The organism is Streptomyces sp. NPDC013157, assembly GCF_042899865.1.
In the GTDB taxonomy this organism is placed as follows: domain Bacteria; phylum Actinomycetota; class Actinomycetes; order Streptomycetales; family Streptomycetaceae; genus Streptomyces.
Genome location: NZ_JBIBAK010000007.1, coordinates 92,635 through 111,349, shown reverse-complemented (window position 1 = coordinate 111,349; position 18,715 = coordinate 92,635). Strand labels below are relative to the sequence as shown.

The following is an 18,715-nucleotide window of genomic DNA, read 5'->3' as shown; positions in this document are numbered from 1 at the left end:
ATTCAGGCCATGAGCAACCCCCAGCAGCTGCGTTACAGCAAGGAGCACGAGTGGCTGACGGCCGCCGAGGACGGCGTGGCGACGGTCGGCATCACGGAGCACGCGGCCAACGCGCTCGGTGACGTCGTCTTCGTCCAGCTCCCGGCGGTCGGCGACACGGTGACCGCGGGCGAGTCCTGCGGCGAGCTGGAGTCGACCAAGTCGGTGTCCGACCTGTACGCGCCGGTCACCGGTGAGATCACCGCGGTCAACGAGGACGTCGTCGACGACCCGTCCCTGGTGAACTCGGCCCCCTTCGAGGGCGGCTGGCTGTTCAAGGTGAGCGTCACGGACGAGCCGGACGACCTGCTCTCCGCCGACGAGTACACCGCCTTCACCGCCGGCTGAGAGCCGCCGCAGACCCCGGCCTAGGAGTCGTAGAAACAGATGTCCGTTCTGAACACGCCCCTGCACGAGCTCGACCCCGAGGTAGCCGCCGCGGTCGACGCCGAGCTGGCGCGCCAGCAGTCCACCCTGGAGATGATCGCCTCGGAGAACTTCGCTCCGCTGGCGGTCATGGAGGCGCAGGGCTCGGTCCTCACCAACAAGTACGCCGAGGGCTACCCGGGCCGCCGCTACTACGGCGGCTGCGAGCACGTCGACGTCACCGAGCAGATCGCCATCGACCGGGTGAAGGAGCTGTTCGGCGCCGAGTACGCCAACGTGCAGCCGCACTCCGGTGCCTCCGCCAACCAGGCGGCCCTGTTCGCGCTGGCCCAGCCCGGCGACACCATCCTGGGCCTGGACCTCGCCCACGGCGGCCACCTGACCCACGGCATGCGGCTGAACTTCTCCGGCAAGCAGTTCGACGTGGTCGCCTACCACGTCGACGACTCCGGTCTGGTCGACATGGCCGAGGTGGAGCGGCTCGCCAAGGAGCACCGCCCGAAGGTGATCATCGCGGGCTGGTCGGCGTACCCGCGGCAGCTGGACTTCGCGGAGTTCCGCCGGATCGCCGACGAGGTCGAGGCCTACCTGTGGGTCGACATGGCGCACTTCGCCGGCCTGGTCGCGGCGGGGCTGCACCCGAACCCGGTCCCCTACGCGGACGTGGTCACCTCCACCACCCACAAGACGCTCGGCGGACCGCGCGGCGGGATCATCCTCGCCAAGCAGGCCTTCGCGAAGAAGCTGAACTCGTCCGTCTTCCCGGGCTTCCAGGGCGGTCCCCTGGAGCACGTGATCGCGGCGAAGGCGGTCTCCTTCAAGGTCGCCGCCTCGGAGGACTTCAAGGAGCGCCAGCGTCGTACGGTGGAGGGTGCGCGGATCCTGGCGGAACGGCTCACCGCCGCCGACGCCCGCGAGGCCGGCGTGAACGTCCTGTCCGGCGGCACGGACGTCCACCTGATCCTCGTCGACCTGCGTGCGTCGGAGCTGGACGGACAGCAGGCCGAGGACCGGCTCCACGAGGTCGGCATCACGGTCAACCGCAACGCCGTCCCGAACGACCCGCGGCCGCCGATGGTCACCTCGGGTCTGCGGATCGGCACCCCGGCGCTGGCCACCCGCGGCTTCACGACCGAGGACTTCGCCGAGGTCGCGGACGTGATCGCCGAGACGCTGAAGCCGTCCTACGACGCGGCGGCCATGAAGGCCCGGGTCGAGGCGCTGACGGCGAAGCACCCGCTTTACCCCGGTCTGAACAAGTAGTTCCCTGGTGGGGGCACCCGACGGCGTGTGCCCCCGCCCTCTCTGGAGGAGTTCCCGTGGCCATCTCGGTCTTCGACCTGTTCTCGATCGGCATCGGCCCGTCGAGCTCCCACACCGTCGGCCCGATGCGCGCGGCCCGGATGTTCGCCCGCCGCCTGCGCAACGAGGACCTGCTGGAGTCCGTCGCCTCGATACGTTCCGAGCTGTACGGCTCCCTCGGCGCGACCGGCCACGGCCACGGCACCCCCAAGGCCGTGCTGCTCGGTCTGGAGGGCGCCTCGCCGCGCACGGTGGACGTGGAGACCGCGGACGACCGCATCGAGGCGATCAAGGCCACGCGCCGCCTGTCCCTCCTCGGCGAGCACGAGATCCCGTTCTCCTTCGACGACGACCTGAAGCTCCACCGCCGCAAGGCGCTCCCCTACCACGCGAACGGCATGACCCTCTGGGCCTACGACGCGTCCGGGGCCGAGCTCCTCTCCAAGACGTACTACTCGGTCGGCGGCGGCTTCGTCGTCGACGAGGAAGCGGTCGGCGCGGACCGCATCAAACTCGACGACACGGTCCTGAAGTACCCCTTCCGCACGGGCGACGAGCTGCTGCGCCTGACGAAGGAGACGGGCCTGTCGATCTCCGCGCTGATGCTGGAGAACGAGCGGGCCTGGCGCACCGAGGAGGAGATCCGCGCGGGCCTGCTGGACATCTGGCGGGTGATGCAGGCGTGCGTCTCCCGCGGCATGTCCCGGGAGGGCATCCTGCCGGGCGGGCTCCGGGTGAAGCGCCGGGCCGCCGTGACCGCGCGCCAACTGCGCGCCGAGGGCGACCCGCTGGCGCACGCGATGGAGTGGATCACGCTCTACGCGATGGCCGTGAACGAGGAGAACGCGGCGGGCGGCCGGGTGGTCACCGCCCCCACGAACGGCGCGGCGGGCATCATCCCGGCGGTCCTGCACTACTACATCAACTTCGTCCCGGGCGCCGACGAGGACGGCGTGGTCCGCTTCCTCCTCGCGGCCGGCGCGATCGGCATGCTCTTCAAGGAGAACGCGTCCATCTCCGGCGCCGAGGTCGGCTGCCAGGGCGAGGTCGGCTCGGCCTGCTCGATGGCGGCGGGCGCGCTCGCCGAGGTCCTCGGCGGCTCGCCCGAACAGGTCGAGAACGCGGCCGAGATCGGCATGGAGCACAACCTCGGCCTCACCTGCGACCCGGTCGGCGGCCTGGTCCAGATCCCCTGCATCGAACGCAACGGCATGGCCGCGGTCAAGGCGGTCACCGCGGCCCGCATGGCCATGCGCGGCGACGGCTCCCACAAGGTGTCCCTGGACAAGGTCATCAAGACCATGAAGGACACGGGCGCCGACATGAGCGTGAAGTACAAGGAGACGGCGCGCGGGGGGCTCGCGGTGAACATCATCGAGTGCTAGGGGAATGGGCCCTGACCAGCGCGTTCGTGTCTTTCGGCGCTGTCGGGGCCTTCCCTGCTTACGCGGCGGAAAGTCCCCGGGACGTCCCTGGGACAGGCTTGAAAGTCCCCGGAAAGCCCCCGGAAAGTCCCCATGAAAGTAGCTCTTGACCTGCAGTTTCGCGGCACGTGATCAATACCGGATGCGCCGCCCACTCACCACTGGACGCATCAAATCGACCCCCTGAGTCCGCCTGAGGGGTCTCATTCGATACATCGACACATCGACGCTGCGGAAAACTCACGTCTGGAACAGCGGCTGGCCGGCCTCTCCCCCACATTCACGACGGCGCAGGCGCGTCAGGCCCTGCTCTCCCCCCGCGATCTGGCGCACTTGGTCACAGAAGCGCGGATAGACGAACTGTCCCGTGGGGTGTACCGCCGGGCAGACGCCCCGGAGACGGCGCACGCGGATCTGCCGGCCGCGTGCGCACGGGCCCCTCGCGCCGTCGTATGCGGTGAATCCGTCCTGGCTCTGCATGAGCTGATCGACGACATCCCCGCAGCAGTACACATCGCCGTGCCGCGCGGTACACGCCGCCCGACGATTTCCTACCCGCCGACCGTGGCGACGCAGTACGCCGCGAAGACCTTCGACCTCGGTATCGAACGGTTCGAAGCAGCCCCGGGAGAGACCATCCCCATGTACAACGCAGCCCGCAGCGTCGTCGACGCGATGCGCCACCGCAGCCGTCTCGGCGGACCCTCGCCCTGTCCGCGCTCGGCCGCTACCTGCGCCGGAGCAGACCCGGCGGCGTCGACGAACTCCAGCACATCGCAGGCGAGTTGGACGTTCTCTCCGTCGTCCGCCCCGCCGTAGAGACGGTGCTCGCCTGATGGCCAACCGCACCCGCGGCACCACAGCAGGCCGCGTCTACAACGATCTGCGCAACCTGGCCCGCCGCAACAGCCGGTCCACGGACGAGGTCATGGTCGAGTACGTCCTCGAACGGTTCCTCTACCGCCCGGCCTCATCGCCCCTGGGCCGGGAGCACTTCGTCCTCAGGGCGGCCTGCTGCTCGCCCAGTTCGGCGCACGTCGAATGACCCGCGACATCGACATCCTCGGCCGCTCGTTCCCAGACACGGAAACCGAGATCATCCGCAGCGTCGCGGCCATCGCAGATCGACGACGGCGTCGCATTCGATCCCACGACACTCAAGACGGTCCCCATCCGCGAGGAGGACGAGGCCGACCAGGTTCCACGACCGACATGACGGACCCCGCCGGCACACGCCATACGATATCGCTTCTGATGCAAATCTGATATCATTTGGTGGTTCTGATCACGCGAGGAGGCCAGTATGGCGAGGACAGTAATCGACCTCGACGAGACCATGGTCGCCGAGGCCATGCGCATCTTCGGCACCAAGACAAAAGCCCAGGCCGTACGCCTCGCCATGGAGGACGCCGTCAAACGGCACCTACGACAGGAGGGCTTCGACGCCATGGACGCCGGCGACTTCGACTTCAGCGAGATCATCGAGAGCACCGGCCCTCGGAACGCCGACGGAACCCTTAAGCGCGAAGGTGGCCGAGCCGCCTGATGCAGGACCGCTACCTGATCGACAAGTCCGCTCTGGCGCGCTGGACAAAACCCGGCGTCAGAGAGGTACTCAAGCCCCTCCACGAGCGCTACTTGCTCTCAGTCTGCCAACCCACCGAATACGAGATGATCCACTCGGCCCGGGACACCGCCGAGGCAACGCGAATCAGTACCTGGCTGCGCGCCTTCGACTACCTGCACAGTGACGACCACACTTTCACTCGCGCCCTGGAGGTCCAGCGCCACGCTCTCAACGCAGGCTTCCACCGGGCACTGTCACTCCCCGACCTTCTCATCGCCGCCACAGCGGAGCTGAACCGGCTGACCGTACTCCACTACGACGGCGACTTCGACATGATCGCCTCCCTCACCGGCCAACCCACCGAGTGGGTCGTGCCACCAGGCATCGCCGACCGCTGAACGGTACTGAGAACGCAATGGAGACCACTGACTCCTACAGGGAGCGTGCCGGCCTCGACATTCCGGGCCGGGCCGCGCCCGTAAGCGGCGGGGAACAATCGGCTGCCATCCTCGGCGGCGGGGGTCGGCGGGCCGCGCGGTGACGAACTTCACGCCCGGGCCCTCGCCGGAAAGTCCCCGGAGAGTCTCCGGGACAGACTTGAAAGTCCCCGGAAAGTCCCCAGCGTGCCCCGGACCGACGATGCTTCCAGGGTGTGTGAGCAGGGCCTTCTCTGGGTCGCCTCCTGTCTCCTCGTGGTGCCTGCTGGTTCCCGGACAGCGAAGTCGGTCGCCGGCGTCGCGCTGCCCTGTGCCGACCGGGACTGGTGAGCAAAAGATCTTGCCGAACCTGCTCGCGATCTGGCTGAGGGTTCAGCCTTGGCGCTGGAAATGGACAGTCGAGCCGGCTCCTGTACCGCGCTGTCCGCTCTCGTACCCGCGGTGCCGAGTCGGCAGCGCGCGTGAGGGACAGACGTGCCGCACGGTTACAACGACGGTAATGCGAAGCGCTGCGCCACTGCACCGGGCTCACGCACGCCCAGGCACAACAGGTCCTGAAGGACCGGGCAGGCAGAATCGGGTGCCCCCGAGGGAGGCGGCGAGCTTCTCGACCCGGCGCGTGCTGACACCGAACAGGTAGGCGGTGGCCCACCGAGGTCCAAGGGGGCGGGATATCGGCAGGCTCTCGGCCCAGGCGCAGGGGATGGCCGTCGTCGCGTCGATGACGTCATCGGTGGTGAGGCGGCAGATGCAGGCCGCAGGCGGTTCGACGTGGCGAGTTGGACGATTGCCGCCGAGTCCAGGTGAATCATCAGCGCCATGGCGATGTCGACGCCGTCCGGTTCGCCCGGCGGCATGCTGAGGACTGCGCACCGCATCGCGGAAGCGCGCTCCTTGCGCCGGGCCCTGTACCGAAGGCCGGGGTGGGTCGCCCCTGTTCGGGAGCGTCCCACCCCGGCTATCGGCCGTTCTCTACTTTCTCTTGAGGGTGAAGTTCTCGGTGACGGTGGACTTCTTCTTGATCTTCACCGTCGCGACGGTCGGCTGGAAGCCGTCCTTGGCGACGATGACGGTGAGCGGGTTGTTGCGGACGTCGAGCCACAGGGCGTACCCGCCGTGGGTGTCCGTCGTCAGCGTGTAGCTCGTGGCCCAGGTGTCGATCTGGACGGTGGCCCCGGCGATCGGCGCAGTGCCGCCGTCCGCGGTGACCCCCAGCACGGTGCCGGTGATCTTGCCCCAGGTTTTGGGCGGGGCGACGTCCATCTCCACAGGGAGACTGGGCACGGAGTACGGGGTGTCGGAGCTGACGGACAACCGGGCGGTGAAGTCTCCCGGCTGGGTCACCTCGGCCACGGAGGCGTCCAGGGTGATCGTCACCTTCGAGCTCTTGCCGGGCTGAAGGGTGAGCTGCTGTTCGCTCTCGCTCAGCCAGCTGACGTCGGCCGTTTCTCCCTGGTCGTAGCCCGGCAGCACCTCCACCGTCGTTGCGGGGGTTGCGAGCGCGACGCCGCCACCGACCTTGAAGAAGCCGAGCGCACCTCCGCCGCGGTAGGTGGCGGTGTCGGCGTTGGGCAGGGTGGTCCAGGTGCCGGCCTTCGGGTCGAAGGCGAAGGCCTGGTTGGTGATGCTGTTCTGGGTGACGCCACTGGCGGTGACGAGCAGGCCGTTGGCGGAGGTGTAGGCGGAGCCCCAGAGGGTGATCGGCAGGTCGGCGACCTGTGACCACGCGTTGGTGGCGGGGTCGTAGACGTAGGAGTGCTTGTCCTCGCTGTTGCCGTTCAGACCGCCGGCGCAGTAGAGCTTGCCGCCGATGCCGGCGCAGGAACTCCAGGAGATCGACTCCGGGTAGTCGGCCACCGTGGACCAGGTGTCGGCGGCCGGGTCGTAGGCGGTGACGTCCGTGCTGCCGCAGGATTCTGCCCCGCAGCCGCCGACCACGTAGAGCTTGCCGTCGAGCACGGCGTTGCCGGAGCCGGCGTAGGGCTTGGGCGAGGCGGCGCCGGTGGTCCAGGTGTCGCTTCCGGGGTCGTAGATCTCCAGCTTGGAGTCGGGGTCGCCGCCGGGTCCCCAGCCGCCGACGGCATAGAACTTGCCGTCGATGAAGCCGTGGGCGGGATCCTCCCGGGTGTCCGCCGCGCCGGCCAGCTTGGTCCAGGTACCGGCGACCGGATCGAGGACGTACATGTCCTTGGTGTCGGCGCTGCCGTTGAAGCCGAAGGCGGAGTAGACCTTCCCGTCGTTGGTGGCGACAGCGTTGTCCATCAGCTTGACCGGCAGGTCGGGGGCCGCCTGCCAGGCGTCACCGGCGGCTCCCGGAGCCACCTTGGCGGTGGTGCCCGCGGCGGTCGCGGCGGCCTTGCTCGACAGCGGGGAGTAGGTGCCCTTGACCAGTTTCAGCGGGGCGCCGCCCGCGGACTCGATGCTGAACCCGCCGGGCTGTTCCCCCAGTTTGACGGTGGCGGCCGCCGTGCCGGTGTTCTTGATGGTCAGGCTCTCGGTGGTCTGCTCGCCCCAGCCGACCGACGCGGTGACCGAGGTCTTGTCCAGGGTCAGCTGCCCGGCGCCGAGTGCGAAGTCCGCGCCGACAGCGCTGTCGGCCGCCACCTTCACCGTCTTGTCGAGGCCCGTGTAGTGCGGCTTCGCCGCGGTGAAGCCGTGGCTGCCGAGGGAGGAGAACAGGGCGTAGACGCCGTCGCCCAGGGCGGGGTCGTCGGGAGTGGCGAGGGTGACGGCGCTCTGCTTGTCGTCGTCCTTGTTCGTCACGGTGGCGCCGACCAGCCCCGTGGAGGTGTTGGCATCCGTCACGGTGCCGGTAAGCAGACCGCCGGGCAGGGCCGTGACGTGGCGGTCGCCGACGAAAACGTTGTCAACCTTCCACCACCAGCCGAACGAGCTGGTGAAGTGGAAGCGTAGCTGGACCGATGCCTTGCCGGCGTAGTCGGTCAGCGGGAGTTCGACCTTCTGCGCGCCGAAGGTGGTCTCCGTGGCGGACCAGAGACTGGTCCAGGTGGCACCACCGTCGGTGGTCACGTCGACGCCCGCGCTCTGGCCCCCGATGGCCCAGTAGTCGTTGGCGAAGGAGATCTCGGGTGCGGAGTCGCCGGTGAAGTCGTACACGGGGCTGAGCAGTTGCGAGTCCTGGTGCGCGCCGTTGCCGTAGTGGTCGCTGTCGACGACGGCGAACCCGCCGTCGCCGCCGGTGGTGTTGCCGCGTGAGCCCGGGTCGTCGAAGGCCCAGCCGCCGGTCGTCCCGTCGGCGTTGACCACGCTCCAGTCCTTCGGGGCGGAGTCGGTCGAGTCGAACGTCTCGGTGGTGCCTTCGTCATGCACCGAGTAACCGGTGGGCGCGGTGGCCCCCCACGGGTCGACCGGGACCGCGACGTTCAGACTCTGGTCGGAGTCCCCGACGGTGATCTTCTTGGTGGGCGACGTGTAGCCGGGATAGGCGCTGTCCACGTGCAGGGTGTAGTCGTGGCCCTGAGGCAGCTTCAGGTCGAAGGAGCCGGTGAGGGGGTCGGTCCACACCGGGCCGCCGGGGACGCCGTCCGCGGTGATCCTGGCGTAGAGCGGCCAGCCGTGGCCGGAGCCGTCGGTGACCTTGCCGGAGACCGTCCGGCTGGGGACCGGGGCCAGGGCGAAGTTCTTGGTGAGGGTGTCGCCGTCGGCGAGGGACACGCCGGAGGCGGTGCTGGTGGCGTAGCCGTAGGCTTCGACGGTGATGTCGTAGCTGCCCACCGGCAGGACGAGCGAGTAGGTCCCGTCGGCGGCGGTGTGCGCGGTGCCGCCGCCCTGGGTGGTGACGGTGGCTCCGGCGACCGGCTTGCCGGTGCTGTCGTCGGTGACGGTGCCGGAGAGCTTCCCGTGCGGGCCGCTGCGGAACGCGGCCAGCCCGTCGGGCGTGCCCAGGCCGGTCGGGCCGTCGTACCCGGCACCGGCGGTGCACAGGTAGGCGGGGGTGCAGGTGCCGTTGTCGCCGCTGGTCACGTCATTGAGACCGGCCCCGGAGGCGTACGGATAGGAGTTGGGGTACGTGCCCGCGACAGGGGTCCCGGCGTCCGCGTACACACTGGCGATGATCGGAGAGGCGGCGCTGGTGCCGCCGTACACCTGCCAGCCGCCACCCCCGTAGGTCTGGTAGACCGCGACGCCGGTGGCCGGGTCGGCCACCGCGGAGACGTCCGCGACGGTGCGCTTGTCGCATCCGGTGTCCGTCTGGAAGGCCGGCTTGGGCTCGTAGAGGGAGCAGCCGGATCCCGGGCCGAGGCCGTCGCGGTTCCAGACCGACTCGGACCAGCCGCGTGCGGTGCCGGAGTCCCGGACCAGTGAGGTGCCGCCGACGGACGTCACGTAGGGCGAGACGGCCGGGTAGGCCACCCCGTAGTCGCTGTCGCCCGAGGAGGCGACCACTGCGACACCGGGGTGGTTGTAGTGGGCGTCGTACGTCGTCTCGTCCGGGCTCTCGCCGCTGCCCGGGGTGCTGCTGTAGTTGGTGCCGTAGGAGTTGGAGACGTACTTGGCGCCGAGCGCGACCGCCTGGTCGACGGAGGCTCCGAGGTCCTCGAAGCTCGGCTGGTCCGCCTCGACGAGCAGGATGTGCGCGTTCGGCGCGGCCGCGGAGACCATGTCCAGGTCGAGTGAGATCTCGCCGGCCCAGCCGGAGTCGGGCGCGGGGTAGTCGGTGCCGCCGCGCTGGTCGACCTTGGTGAAGCAGCCGTTCGCGGCGGTGCAGGCGGGCAGCCCGTACTGTTCGCGGTAGACGGCGAGGTCGGCCTCGGCGTTGGGATCGTCATAGGCGTCGACGATGGCGATCGTCTGGCCCGCACCGCCGTCGGCGGGAAGGCTGTAGGCACTCTGCAGGTCGGCGGCGCCGTAGCCGCTGGGGCTGACGGAGGCGGCCAGCAGGCCCTTGACGGCCTTGGTGTCGGTGCGGCGCAGGGCGAAACAGGCGGCCTCGCCCTTCTTGGGCGTGGAGCAGGAGGGTTCGAGGGCGGTCTTCTTCTTGGCCGAGGATGCCGAGGCAACGGACGGGGGCGCCGCGTGGGCCGGGATCTGCATGCCCAGGACCGTCATTGCGGCGGCACTCAGGACCGTCAGGCAGGCGGCGGCTCTTCGGCGTAAAGCTGAACCGGTTCTCGGTGAGACGCGCAAAACGTTACTCCTCAGTTTGCATTGCAAGGGTCGACTCGTATGCGGTTCCCGGTCGACGGCGGATACGGATAGTCGCATTCGCCACCATCAATTGGCGTACCCTGAAGGGCAATTGACAATAAACGCCGTGTTACATGTGCATGTCATTCGATCGAATCCGCAAAAGAGGACTGCGATCCGGGTCGGAAATAAATTTCCATGCCAACGGGACCCCGCCGCTAGATCACAAAAGCGTGGGCCTATTTCTGCACGGTGATTGTTTTCAGTCGGCTGCGGAGCGGCCGGGGACCGGGGCGGACATTCTGCGGCGGCCACGGGAGTTGTCGGTCCGGACATGTGGTCAGAACGGAGATCACCGCACCGGTGACCTGTGATCATCCTGATCTCGGCAGCCTCGCCTGACAAGATCCGCCGCCTGTGGGCCCGCGCAGTTGCACACTTGCGTAGCATCGGCGTGAACCTCGTTCCGATCTTCCGAGGAGTCGCTGGTGGACGTGTCCTCCCTAGATGCGTTGTGGCCAGGCACCGGCCTGGGCGCCGTCGCCCGGCAGGCACTGGAATACCTGGTCGGCCATCCGGACGCGGACGAGGACGCGGTCGCGGCAGGGATCGGCGTGCCGGCCCCGGCGGCCCGGACCGCCCTGCGGTCCCTGGAGGCCGAACTCCTGGCCGTACGCGTCAGGGAACGGCCCACGCGCTGGAGTGCCAGCCCGCCCCGCTCCTCGCTGGGGGCCCTTCTCGCCCGTAGACGACAGGAGTTGGCCAGGGCAGAGCTGTACGCGGAACAGCTCCACGAGGTCTATCGCACGGCCCCGGGCCGGCAGATCGCCTCGGACCTCTTCGAGGTGGTCGAGAGCGATGAACAGGTCGGCGCCCGCTATGCACACCTTCTGAGGAGCAGTCGGCAGGAGGTCCTGCATTTCGCGAAGCCGCCGTATGTGACCTCGCGGATCGCCCCTACCGACGCCTCAACCTCGGCGGGCGCCACGGTCCGTCCCGGCGTCCGGCTCCGGTCCGTGTACGACAGCGACGGAATCGCGGACGACGGATGCCTGGAAACGGCCCTCCGGGGCGAGGCTACGGAAGGGGAGCTGCGGCTCATGCCCGGACTGCCCATGAAACTCGTCATCTTCGACGGTGTCGCGGCGATCATGCCGCTGCGGCGGGACGATCCCGCCGCGGGGTCACTTGTCGTGCACTCCTCGACACTGCTGGACGTACTGACCGCCCTCTTCGAGAGCGTATGGGAGCGTGCGGTGCCCCTCTCGCTGGAAAGCCGGCCCGCTTCGCCCACCGCGAGCCCCGAGAGACAGGATGGCGCTCTCCACAGTCGGACGCGGGACATTCTTCGCCTGATGTCCGCCGGGATGAAGGACGATGCCATCGCGCGCGCCTTGCGGCTCAGTCGCCGGACCGTTCAGACCCACATCAGCGATCTGGGGAGACAACTGGGCGCACGGACCCGCTTCCAGATAGCCCTGCTGGCCCAGGAACGCGGCTGGTTCGGGGATCCGGAGGATTGACGTGCCCCCGGCCCCGAAGGCCTTTGCCGGCGGATGCGGTGACTGCTGTCAGGCCGGATCACAGCCCGCGAGTCGGCCCAGCCCGGCGGGGACGGGTGACCGATGGCACGGCAGGCACGGTCTTCCGTTGTGGTGATCAGCGAACTCGACACTCCTTGATCACCGGAAGCGGTGCCTGCATGCGCATCCGCCGCCCGTCACGAACCGCCCACCACCGCAGACTTGGGGTGTCGGACCCAACCGACGCCTTCGGGCCGACCGCGAGAACGACGGAGCCCCGACCGCCACCGGCCGAAAATCCCCCGAGAAAACCCACTGATCGATTCGATCAAGAAAATCCCGGCAAACCCGCATGCCAATGGGCTTGTCGCGGCCGCCGCCGCCTGCTCCGTCAAGTACAAGGAGACGGCGCGGGGTGGGCTGGCTGTGAACATCATCGAGTGCTAGGGATACGGGCCTGCACGAAGGAACGACCAGCACCGACCGCCCGCCGCCGTCGTCCAGCGCCCGCAGCAGTGCCGGACGGCCTTTCCGGCGCGCCTCAGGGTGCGTGCATCATCCACGCGAACCGGTCCGTATAGCCGGTCTATAGGGGACTCGCCCAGCCTGACACCGATCGAATGCTGTCGCGTATACGCCCCGCAACACCGCGGCGCGGCCAGCGCTCCGTCTCCACGGCTCCGGCGGGAAGGCAGACAACCCATGGCCGAGACAGGCACGCTCCCCCTCCTGCGGTGCACGCGCGAGAGCGGCCGGCTGCGGCAGCCGTACGGAAACTGAGCCGTCGTCGGGACGGGTGACCGTCCCGGACCACGCGTCCCGACCGACCCCGTATCCGCCGTGGTTCACCACTCGGACCGAACGACGGGAGCACGACATGCCCCGCCCGTCCCGCACCTCCGTGCCGCATGCCACGTCCGGCGGCCGGCCGGCCGAGCCGCCCCCGATTTCGGCGGACGTGGATCTGCGGCCGTTCATGGCCACCTTTCCGACCGGAGTGGCCGTCGTCACCTCGTTCGACGCGGACCACCGGCCCCGGGGTATGACATGCACCTCGCTGTGCAGCATCTCCGTGGCGCCGCCCTGCCTCCTGGTGAGTCTGCGCAGTGCCAGTCCGACCCTCAGCGCGATCCGGGATCAGGGAGGCTTCGCGCTCAACCTCCTGCACGACGGGGCCCAGGCCACGTCCAACCGCTTCAGCTCAGGCGACCCCGAGCGCTTCGAGAGCACGGAATGGGAACTCCCCGTGCAGGCCAGAGGCCCTCACCTGTGGGCCGATGCCCACGCCACGGCCGACTGCGCCCTGCTGAGCACCACCGTGATCGGAGATCACACCGCGGTCTTCGCGGAGGTCGAGCGCGTCATCACGCGCGACCTCACGCCCGCACCGCTGCTGTACGGACTGCGTCGGTACGCCCGCTGGCCCCTGCCGGCCGATACGCCGGCCACCGGAGTTCCCGACGTGAACCGCTGAACGTCGTCGTCCCTGAACATCCCTTATGCGCTCTGGAGGACTGACCGCCGTGGGTGACAACCGCATCAAGGACGTACTCGTACTCGGAGGTGGCACGGCGGGCTGGATGACCGCCTCCTACCTGGGCAGGGCGCTCGGACCGACCGTGCGCATCACGGTGCTGGAGGCGCCCGCGATTCCGCGGATCGGGGTGGGTGAGGCCACGATCCCCAACCTGCAGAAGGTGTTCTTCGACTTTCTCGGCCTGTCCGAGGAGGAGTGGATGCCCGAGTGCAACGCCAGCTTCAAGATGGGCATCAGATTCGTGAACTGGCGCACCCCCGGGACCGGTGAGGCCGAGGCGCGGCCGCACGGAACCGGGCAGGATCACTTCGACCACCTCTTCGGTCTGCTGCCGAGCCACGACAACCTGCCGCTGTCGCACTACTGGACGTACAAGAGACTGGCCGGTGCCACCGACAAGCCGTTCGACTATGCGTGCTACGTCCAGCCTGCGGTCTTCGACAAGAAACTGTCCCCGCGCTTCTTGGACGGTACGCGGTGGGCGAGCTATGCCTGGCACTTCGACGCCAGTCTGGTAGCCGACTTCCTGCGCCGGTTCGCCGTCGAGAAGCAGGGAGCGGTGCACATCGAGGACAAGTTCACCGAAGCGGAGGTCGACCAGCGCGGGCACGTCACCGCCATCACCACCGAATCCGGGCGGAGGCTGGAGGCCGACCTGTTCGTCGACTGCTCCGGCTTCCGGGGGCTGCTCATCAACCAGGTGATGAAGGAGCCGTTCCTGGACATGAGCGACCATCTCCTCAACGACCGGGCGGTCGCCACCCAGGTGCCGCACGACGACGAGACCCACGGCGTCGAACCCTTCACCTCGGCGATCGCGATGTCGTCGGGCTGGACGTGGAAGATCCCCATGCTGGGGCGGTTCGGCACTGGTTACGTGTACTCCAGTCGCTTCGCGTCCCAGGACGAGGCGACCGCGGAGTTCTGCCGAATGTGGGGCCTTGATCCGGAGAAGCAGCCGCTCAACCACGTCAAGTTCCGGGTCGGGCGCAACCGGCGTGCCTGGGTGAAGAACGTAGTGGGCATCGGCCTGGCGTCCTGCTTCCTGGAGCCGCTCGAGTCCACCGGCATCTACTTCGTCTACGCGGCGCTCTACCACCTGGTCAAGCACTTCCCGGACAAGCGTTTCGACCCGGTTCCGGTCGACCGGTTCAACCGCGAGATCGAGACGATGTTCGACGACACGCGGGACTTCGTCCAGGCTCACTTCAGCTTCGCCCCGCGCAACGACACGGCGTTCTGGCGCGCCTGCAAGGAGCTGGAACTCACGGACGACTTCAAGGAGAAGGTGGCGCTGTACAAGGCGGGTCTGGGCGTGAACCTGCCGGTCACCGACGAGGCGAACTACTACGGCAACTTCGAGGCCGAGTTCCGCAATTTCTGGAGCAACGCCAACTACTACTGCGTGTTCACCGGGCTCGACGTACTACCGGATCACTCCCTGTCGTTGCTGAGCCACCGCCCGTCGTCCGTCGAGTCGGCCGAGGCGGCCTTTGCGGAGGTCGGACACCGGCGGGACGAACTGCTGAAGTCCCTGCCTTCCACCTACGACTACCTGCGCCGCCTGCACAACAAGTGACGTCGGTGTGCCGCCCGGGCGGCACACCGGCAACCGGCCTGTGCCGCCGCAGGTCGACGCTCAGGAGCCGGCTCGGGGCGCCCGACGCTCATCGCACCCGCGTGGCGGGGCGCGCGGCGCGCGCCCCGCCGAGGAGCTTCACGTCCGCCCCGGCCACCGCTCCCCACGACCGTGCCTGCCGGACGACCCCGGTAGAAACGTACGGCCGCCCTCGCGTCGGGCCGGCGAACGCCACCGTCCGTCGCGGAAGCCCTCCACCGGTCTCACACGTGTCGGCTCTCGGCCGGCCCCGGCCGCGCTGTGGCACCGTCGGCTCCGGTGACACCGCTCGCCCACACCTCGTCGTAGATGGTGTCGAGGTAGTTGCCGCCGAGGTCCGGTGAGATGGCGACCGCGGTCATGTCGTCGCGCCCGTGTGCCGTCAGCCAGTCGCGGGCGCCACTGACGACCGTTCCCGTGGACCCTCCGAAGAGATAGCCGTGGCCCACGAGGCGGCGGCACATCCGGATCGTCTCAGCCTCCTCGACGTACACGACGTCGTCCGCATACGACGCGTCGAAGATCGGTGGGCGTACGCTCGTGCCGAGGCCGGGAATCATCCGCCGGCCGGGCGGCCTGCCGAAGGTGACCGAACCGGCCGCGTCGACGGCCACGATCGTGACCCCGGGATGGTTCTCCCTGAAGTAGCGCGCGCAGCCCATCAGAGTGCCGGTCGTTCCCGCGCCGATGAAAAGCACGTCCAGCTCGGGGAAAGCCTTGGCCACTTCGGGGCCCGTGGTGCGGTAATGGCCGCGCCAGTTCGCCGAGTTGGCGTACTGGTTGAGCCAGACATACCCGGCATTCTCCTCGCACAGCTTCCTGACGTGCGCGATCCGGGCCCCGAGATAACCGCCCTCGGCATCCGGTTCGCCGATCACGTGCACCTCCCCGCCCAGCGCCTCCATCGTGAGCCGGGCCGCGCGTGTGCACCGTACGTCGGTCACGCACACGAATCGGTACCCCTTGCTCGCGGCGACGATGCTCAGGGCCACACCCATGTTCCCCGACGAGGACTCGACGAGCGTTCCGCCCGGGCGGAGCCGGCCTTCTCTTTCCTTCGCCGCCACCATCTCCACAGCGGCTTTGATCTTGATCGATCCGGCGAAGTTGAAGCCCTCGCACTTGAGGTAGAGCCGACATCCGACGCTCTGCCAGAGGTCTACATAGAGGTCTTCGACATTGAAATCCAGGGGATTCGTGATAATGACGGCCACGCGAACATGCTCACGACTGACCCCATATTTGACCTATACAAGCAGAACCGGCCAGGCGGGCCGAAAGCAGGATGACATTTCCTTCTGGCACATGTCAGCGAGAGTTAGCCGGAGCCATCAATTCACGACACCCTCAGGCCAACAACGAAGCGGAATGCCACACTCCCCGCTTACACAGAAACCTCAATCCGAGGCAAGCGGATTTCCGCTACCGAGCCAATTCTCAGATACCAATCCTTGACTCCCACCGATGGCAAGGTTAGAGTCACAACGTCTACGCCGATCAAGCACATGATCGCCGGACTTGGGACGACAACGGGGGCAACACCAGTGAAAGAATTATGCCGTGCGTCGCGGCGCGACTTTTTAATCCGCCAGCCTGACCGCACATAATCCAGGAAGCCCGGCCATTTCGCCGCGTGCTCCATTCACATCATTCCTTGAGGCGGAAAATCCCCTCTTCCGACATTTTCCGAATTCCCTTCACCATTCTGCGTTCGACTCCGCACGACAAACAGGAGGTACCAACGCAATGCTGGAATTCCGCATTCTCGGCCCGGTCGGATTATGGTCAGACAACTCCGAGTTACCATTGAACGGCAAGAAGCAGCGCACCATGTTCGCGGCCCTTCTCCTCGCCGACGAACAGGTACTCCCCGACTACCGACTGGGCGAGATGCTCTGGGGCAGGACTCCGCCTGAAACGTATCAAGCCCAGATCTACACATATGCCTCGCGGCTGCGCCAGCACCTCGACCGGCAGGCCGAGATCGTCCGAAAGGGAACCGGGTACCTGCTCCGGACCGCCTCGGGGCGGTTCGACTACCGCGAGTTCCAGCGGCTGTGCCACGCCGGCCGCACCGCGTTGCGGAAGCGCAACTACTCCTACGCCACCGAGGCGCTCCAGGAAGCACTCGCCCTCTGGCGCGGCCCGACACTCACCGATGTCACCGACCGGCTGCTGGAAACCGCGGGACCCGGCATAGACGAAGCCCGCATGGAGGCCCTGGAGAACCGGATCTCGGCGGATCTCGCGCTGCGCCGGCACGAGGAACTCACCCCTGAGCTCGTCGCCCTGGTCGGCGCGCACCCACTGCGCGAACGGCTACGGGCCCAGCTGATGGTCGCCCTGTACATGTCCGACCGGCAGGCCGACGCGTTCGCCGTCTACCACGGCGGCCGGCAGTACCTGGAGGAGGAGCTTGGGGTCGACCCGGGACCGGCCCTGCGCCACGCCTACCAGGCCATCCTCACCGGTGAGGTCGACGGGATCTGGCGGGAGCCCGCGGCCGTACCGACGGGATGTCACGGAGCCGACGTCATCGCGTCCGTGCCGGACCGGCTGACGATCCCCAGCAGTCTCATGGGCCGCGCCCCCCGGCCCGAGCTGCGGCACAGGCCGGGGATGCACACGGTGAAGGGCGGCCGAAGACGCTAGCCGTAACGCCTCAGCTCGCTGAAGAAGTCAGGGACCGTGTGCAACACGCCCTCCCTGGCTACTTCTTCGTGTACGAAGCGTGCCAGCGCGAGGTCGAGCACACCGAGCCCGAACGGTGAGAAGACCGTCGGGCGGTCGGCCGGGCAGGTGATCCTGCCGGTCAGTACGTCGAAGAGCGTCCCGGCCGTGAAATCCCGGTTGCCGACGCGCTGTTCGGTCAGGTGCAGTGAGGTATTGGCCTTCATGCAGTGCTCGACGTCGTCGGTCACGTTGTGGGAGGCCAGGACGACGTCGGTCGACAGGTCCCGAAGCGAGATGTGCAGGACGAGCGGGTTGTGGCCGAACCAGGACGGGTCGGTCACATGCGGCCGGCCGGCTACGGTGGCGAAGACGATCAGGTCGCTGGAGCGGACCAGGTCCTCCGCTCTGTCGTGAACGGTGATCTCACCGGTCTCGGTGCGCCGCAGATAGCCCCGGAACGCCTCCGCGTGCGCGGCCGACAGGTCGTGGATCCCCAGCGCGTCGAAGGCGAAGCCGCTCGCCGCCAGATAACGGTGGATGTAGCGCGCGATGAGGCCGGTCCCGAAGAAGCCGACACGGGTGGGGCGTTCGCCGTTCCTCGCCCTGCTGAGCTGCGCGGCGGCGAGCGCCGCGGAGGCGGCGGTACGCGCCGCGCTGATGACGGAGCTCTCCAGGCAGGCGAACGGGTAGCCGGTGCGCGTGTCGTTGAGGATCAGGACCGCGGACGCGCGCGGGAGGCCCTCGGCCACGTTCTCCGGGAAGCTCGATATCCACTTGATGCCGTGCACGTCCACGTCTCCCCGCACGGAGGCCGGCAGCGCGATGATGCGCGCGGACGGCCGGTCGGGGAACGTGAGGAAGTGCGAGTCGGGATTCACCGTGGCGCCTTCGCCGTGCAGCCGGTACGCCGCCTCCACGACCCGGATCACCTCCTCCTCCCGTCCGTCGATCACCTCCTGCACCTGGCTGCCGGGGATCACACTGAAGGACGGGGGCGCGAACTCACTCACTGCAGCTGCCTTCCGGTCGATCTCACGTCCTGTCACCCTCACTGGGTCCC

General features: G+C 68.2%; 13 protein-coding genes. 10 read left to right on the top strand and 3 right to left on the bottom strand.

All coding sequences use genetic code 11. The features are described 5' to 3' along the window. The first annotated feature begins 9 nt into the window (after window positions 1-9). The 6 genes from gcvH to ACFY6U_RS21880 all read left to right on the top strand — a co-directional run bounded on the left by gcvH (window position 10) and on the right by ACFY6U_RS21880 (window position 5,117). Window positions 10-387 carry a glycine cleavage system protein GcvH gene (gene gcvH, locus ACFY6U_RS21905; RefSeq protein WP_390040600.1) on the top strand — a complete coding sequence of 126 codons (378 nt, stop codon included), beginning with the start codon at window positions 10-12 and terminating at the stop codon, window positions 385-387. Between the two features lie 39 nt (window positions 388-426). Then, window positions 427-1,689, top strand: a complete 1,263-nt coding sequence (gene glyA / locus ACFY6U_RS21900) for a serine hydroxymethyltransferase (RefSeq protein ID WP_390040598.1) — start codon at window positions 427-429, stop codon at window positions 1,687-1,689. Window positions 1,690-1,745: 56 nt separating this feature from the next. Next, window positions 1,746-3,113 carry an L-serine ammonia-lyase gene (locus ACFY6U_RS21895; RefSeq protein WP_390040596.1) on the top strand — a complete coding sequence of 456 codons (1,368 nt, stop codon included), beginning with the start codon at window positions 1,746-1,748 and terminating at the stop codon, window positions 3,111-3,113. Window positions 3,114-3,987: 874 nt separating this feature from the next. After that, a complete protein-coding gene (locus tag ACFY6U_RS21890) occupies window positions 3,988-4,197 on the top strand; it encodes a hypothetical protein (RefSeq protein WP_390040594.1) in 210 nt (69 codons plus the stop codon). Between the two features lie 258 nt (window positions 4,198-4,455). Continuing rightward, entirely contained in the window at window positions 4,456-4,698 is a 243-nt protein-coding gene (locus ACFY6U_RS21885) for a type II toxin-antitoxin system VapB family antitoxin (protein WP_293996899.1), read from the top strand. Further along, window positions 4,698-5,117 carry a PIN domain nuclease gene (locus ACFY6U_RS21880; protein WP_350781766.1) on the top strand — a complete coding sequence of 140 codons (420 nt, stop codon included), beginning with the start codon at window positions 4,698-4,700 and terminating at the stop codon, window positions 5,115-5,117. Before ACFY6U_RS21885 ends, ACFY6U_RS21880 begins: the two co-directional genes overlap by 1 nt. Before the next feature lie 1,011 nt (window positions 5,118-6,128). On the opposite strand, the gene ACFY6U_RS21875 is transcribed toward ACFY6U_RS21880, so the two are convergent. Beyond that, on the bottom strand, window positions 6,129-10,211 hold the full coding sequence (locus ACFY6U_RS21875) for a carboxypeptidase regulatory-like domain-containing protein (RefSeq protein WP_390040591.1): 4,083 nt from the start codon (window positions 10,209-10,211) through the stop codon (window positions 6,129-6,131). A gap of 587 nt (window positions 10,212-10,798) precedes the next feature. On the opposite strand from ACFY6U_RS21875, the gene ACFY6U_RS21870 reads away from it, so the two are divergent. The 3 genes from ACFY6U_RS21870 to ACFY6U_RS21860 all read left to right on the top strand — a co-directional run bounded on the left by ACFY6U_RS21870 (window position 10,799) and on the right by ACFY6U_RS21860 (window position 14,943). After that, entirely contained in the window at window positions 10,799-11,827 is a 1,029-nt protein-coding gene (locus ACFY6U_RS21870) for a LuxR C-terminal-related transcriptional regulator (protein WP_390040589.1), read from the top strand. 877 nt (window positions 11,828-12,704) lie between these two features. After that, complete coding sequence (locus ACFY6U_RS21865) at window positions 12,705-13,301, top strand: flavin reductase family protein (protein ID WP_390040587.1); 597 nt, start codon at window positions 12,705-12,707, stop codon at window positions 13,299-13,301. 25 nt (window positions 13,302-13,326) lie between these two features. Beyond that, window positions 13,327-14,943, top strand: coding sequence for a tryptophan halogenase family protein (locus tag ACFY6U_RS21860; protein ID WP_390040585.1), 1,617 nt, complete (start codon window positions 13,327-13,329; stop codon window positions 14,941-14,943). 263 nt (window positions 14,944-15,206) lie between these two features. Here ACFY6U_RS21860 and sbnA read toward each other — a convergent pair whose 3' ends face one another. Then, entirely contained in the window at window positions 15,207-16,196 is a 990-nt protein-coding gene (sbnA, locus tag ACFY6U_RS21855) for a 2,3-diaminopropionate biosynthesis protein SbnA (RefSeq protein ID WP_390040583.1), read from the bottom strand. A gap of 616 nt (window positions 16,197-16,812) precedes the next feature. On the opposite strand from sbnA, the gene ACFY6U_RS21850 reads away from it, so the two are divergent. Further along, window positions 16,813-17,634: a BTAD domain-containing putative transcriptional regulator gene (locus tag ACFY6U_RS21850; RefSeq protein WP_390040581.1), complete on the top strand. Its 822-nt coding sequence runs from the start codon at window positions 16,813-16,815 to the stop codon at window positions 17,632-17,634. Here ACFY6U_RS21850 and sbnB read toward each other — a convergent pair. Next, entirely contained in the window at window positions 17,631-18,665 is a 1,035-nt protein-coding gene (gene sbnB / locus ACFY6U_RS21845) for a 2,3-diaminopropionate biosynthesis protein SbnB (RefSeq protein ID WP_390040579.1), read from the bottom strand. The genes ACFY6U_RS21850 and sbnB overlap by 4 nt on opposite strands. Window positions 18,666-18,715: the final 50 nt, after the last annotated feature.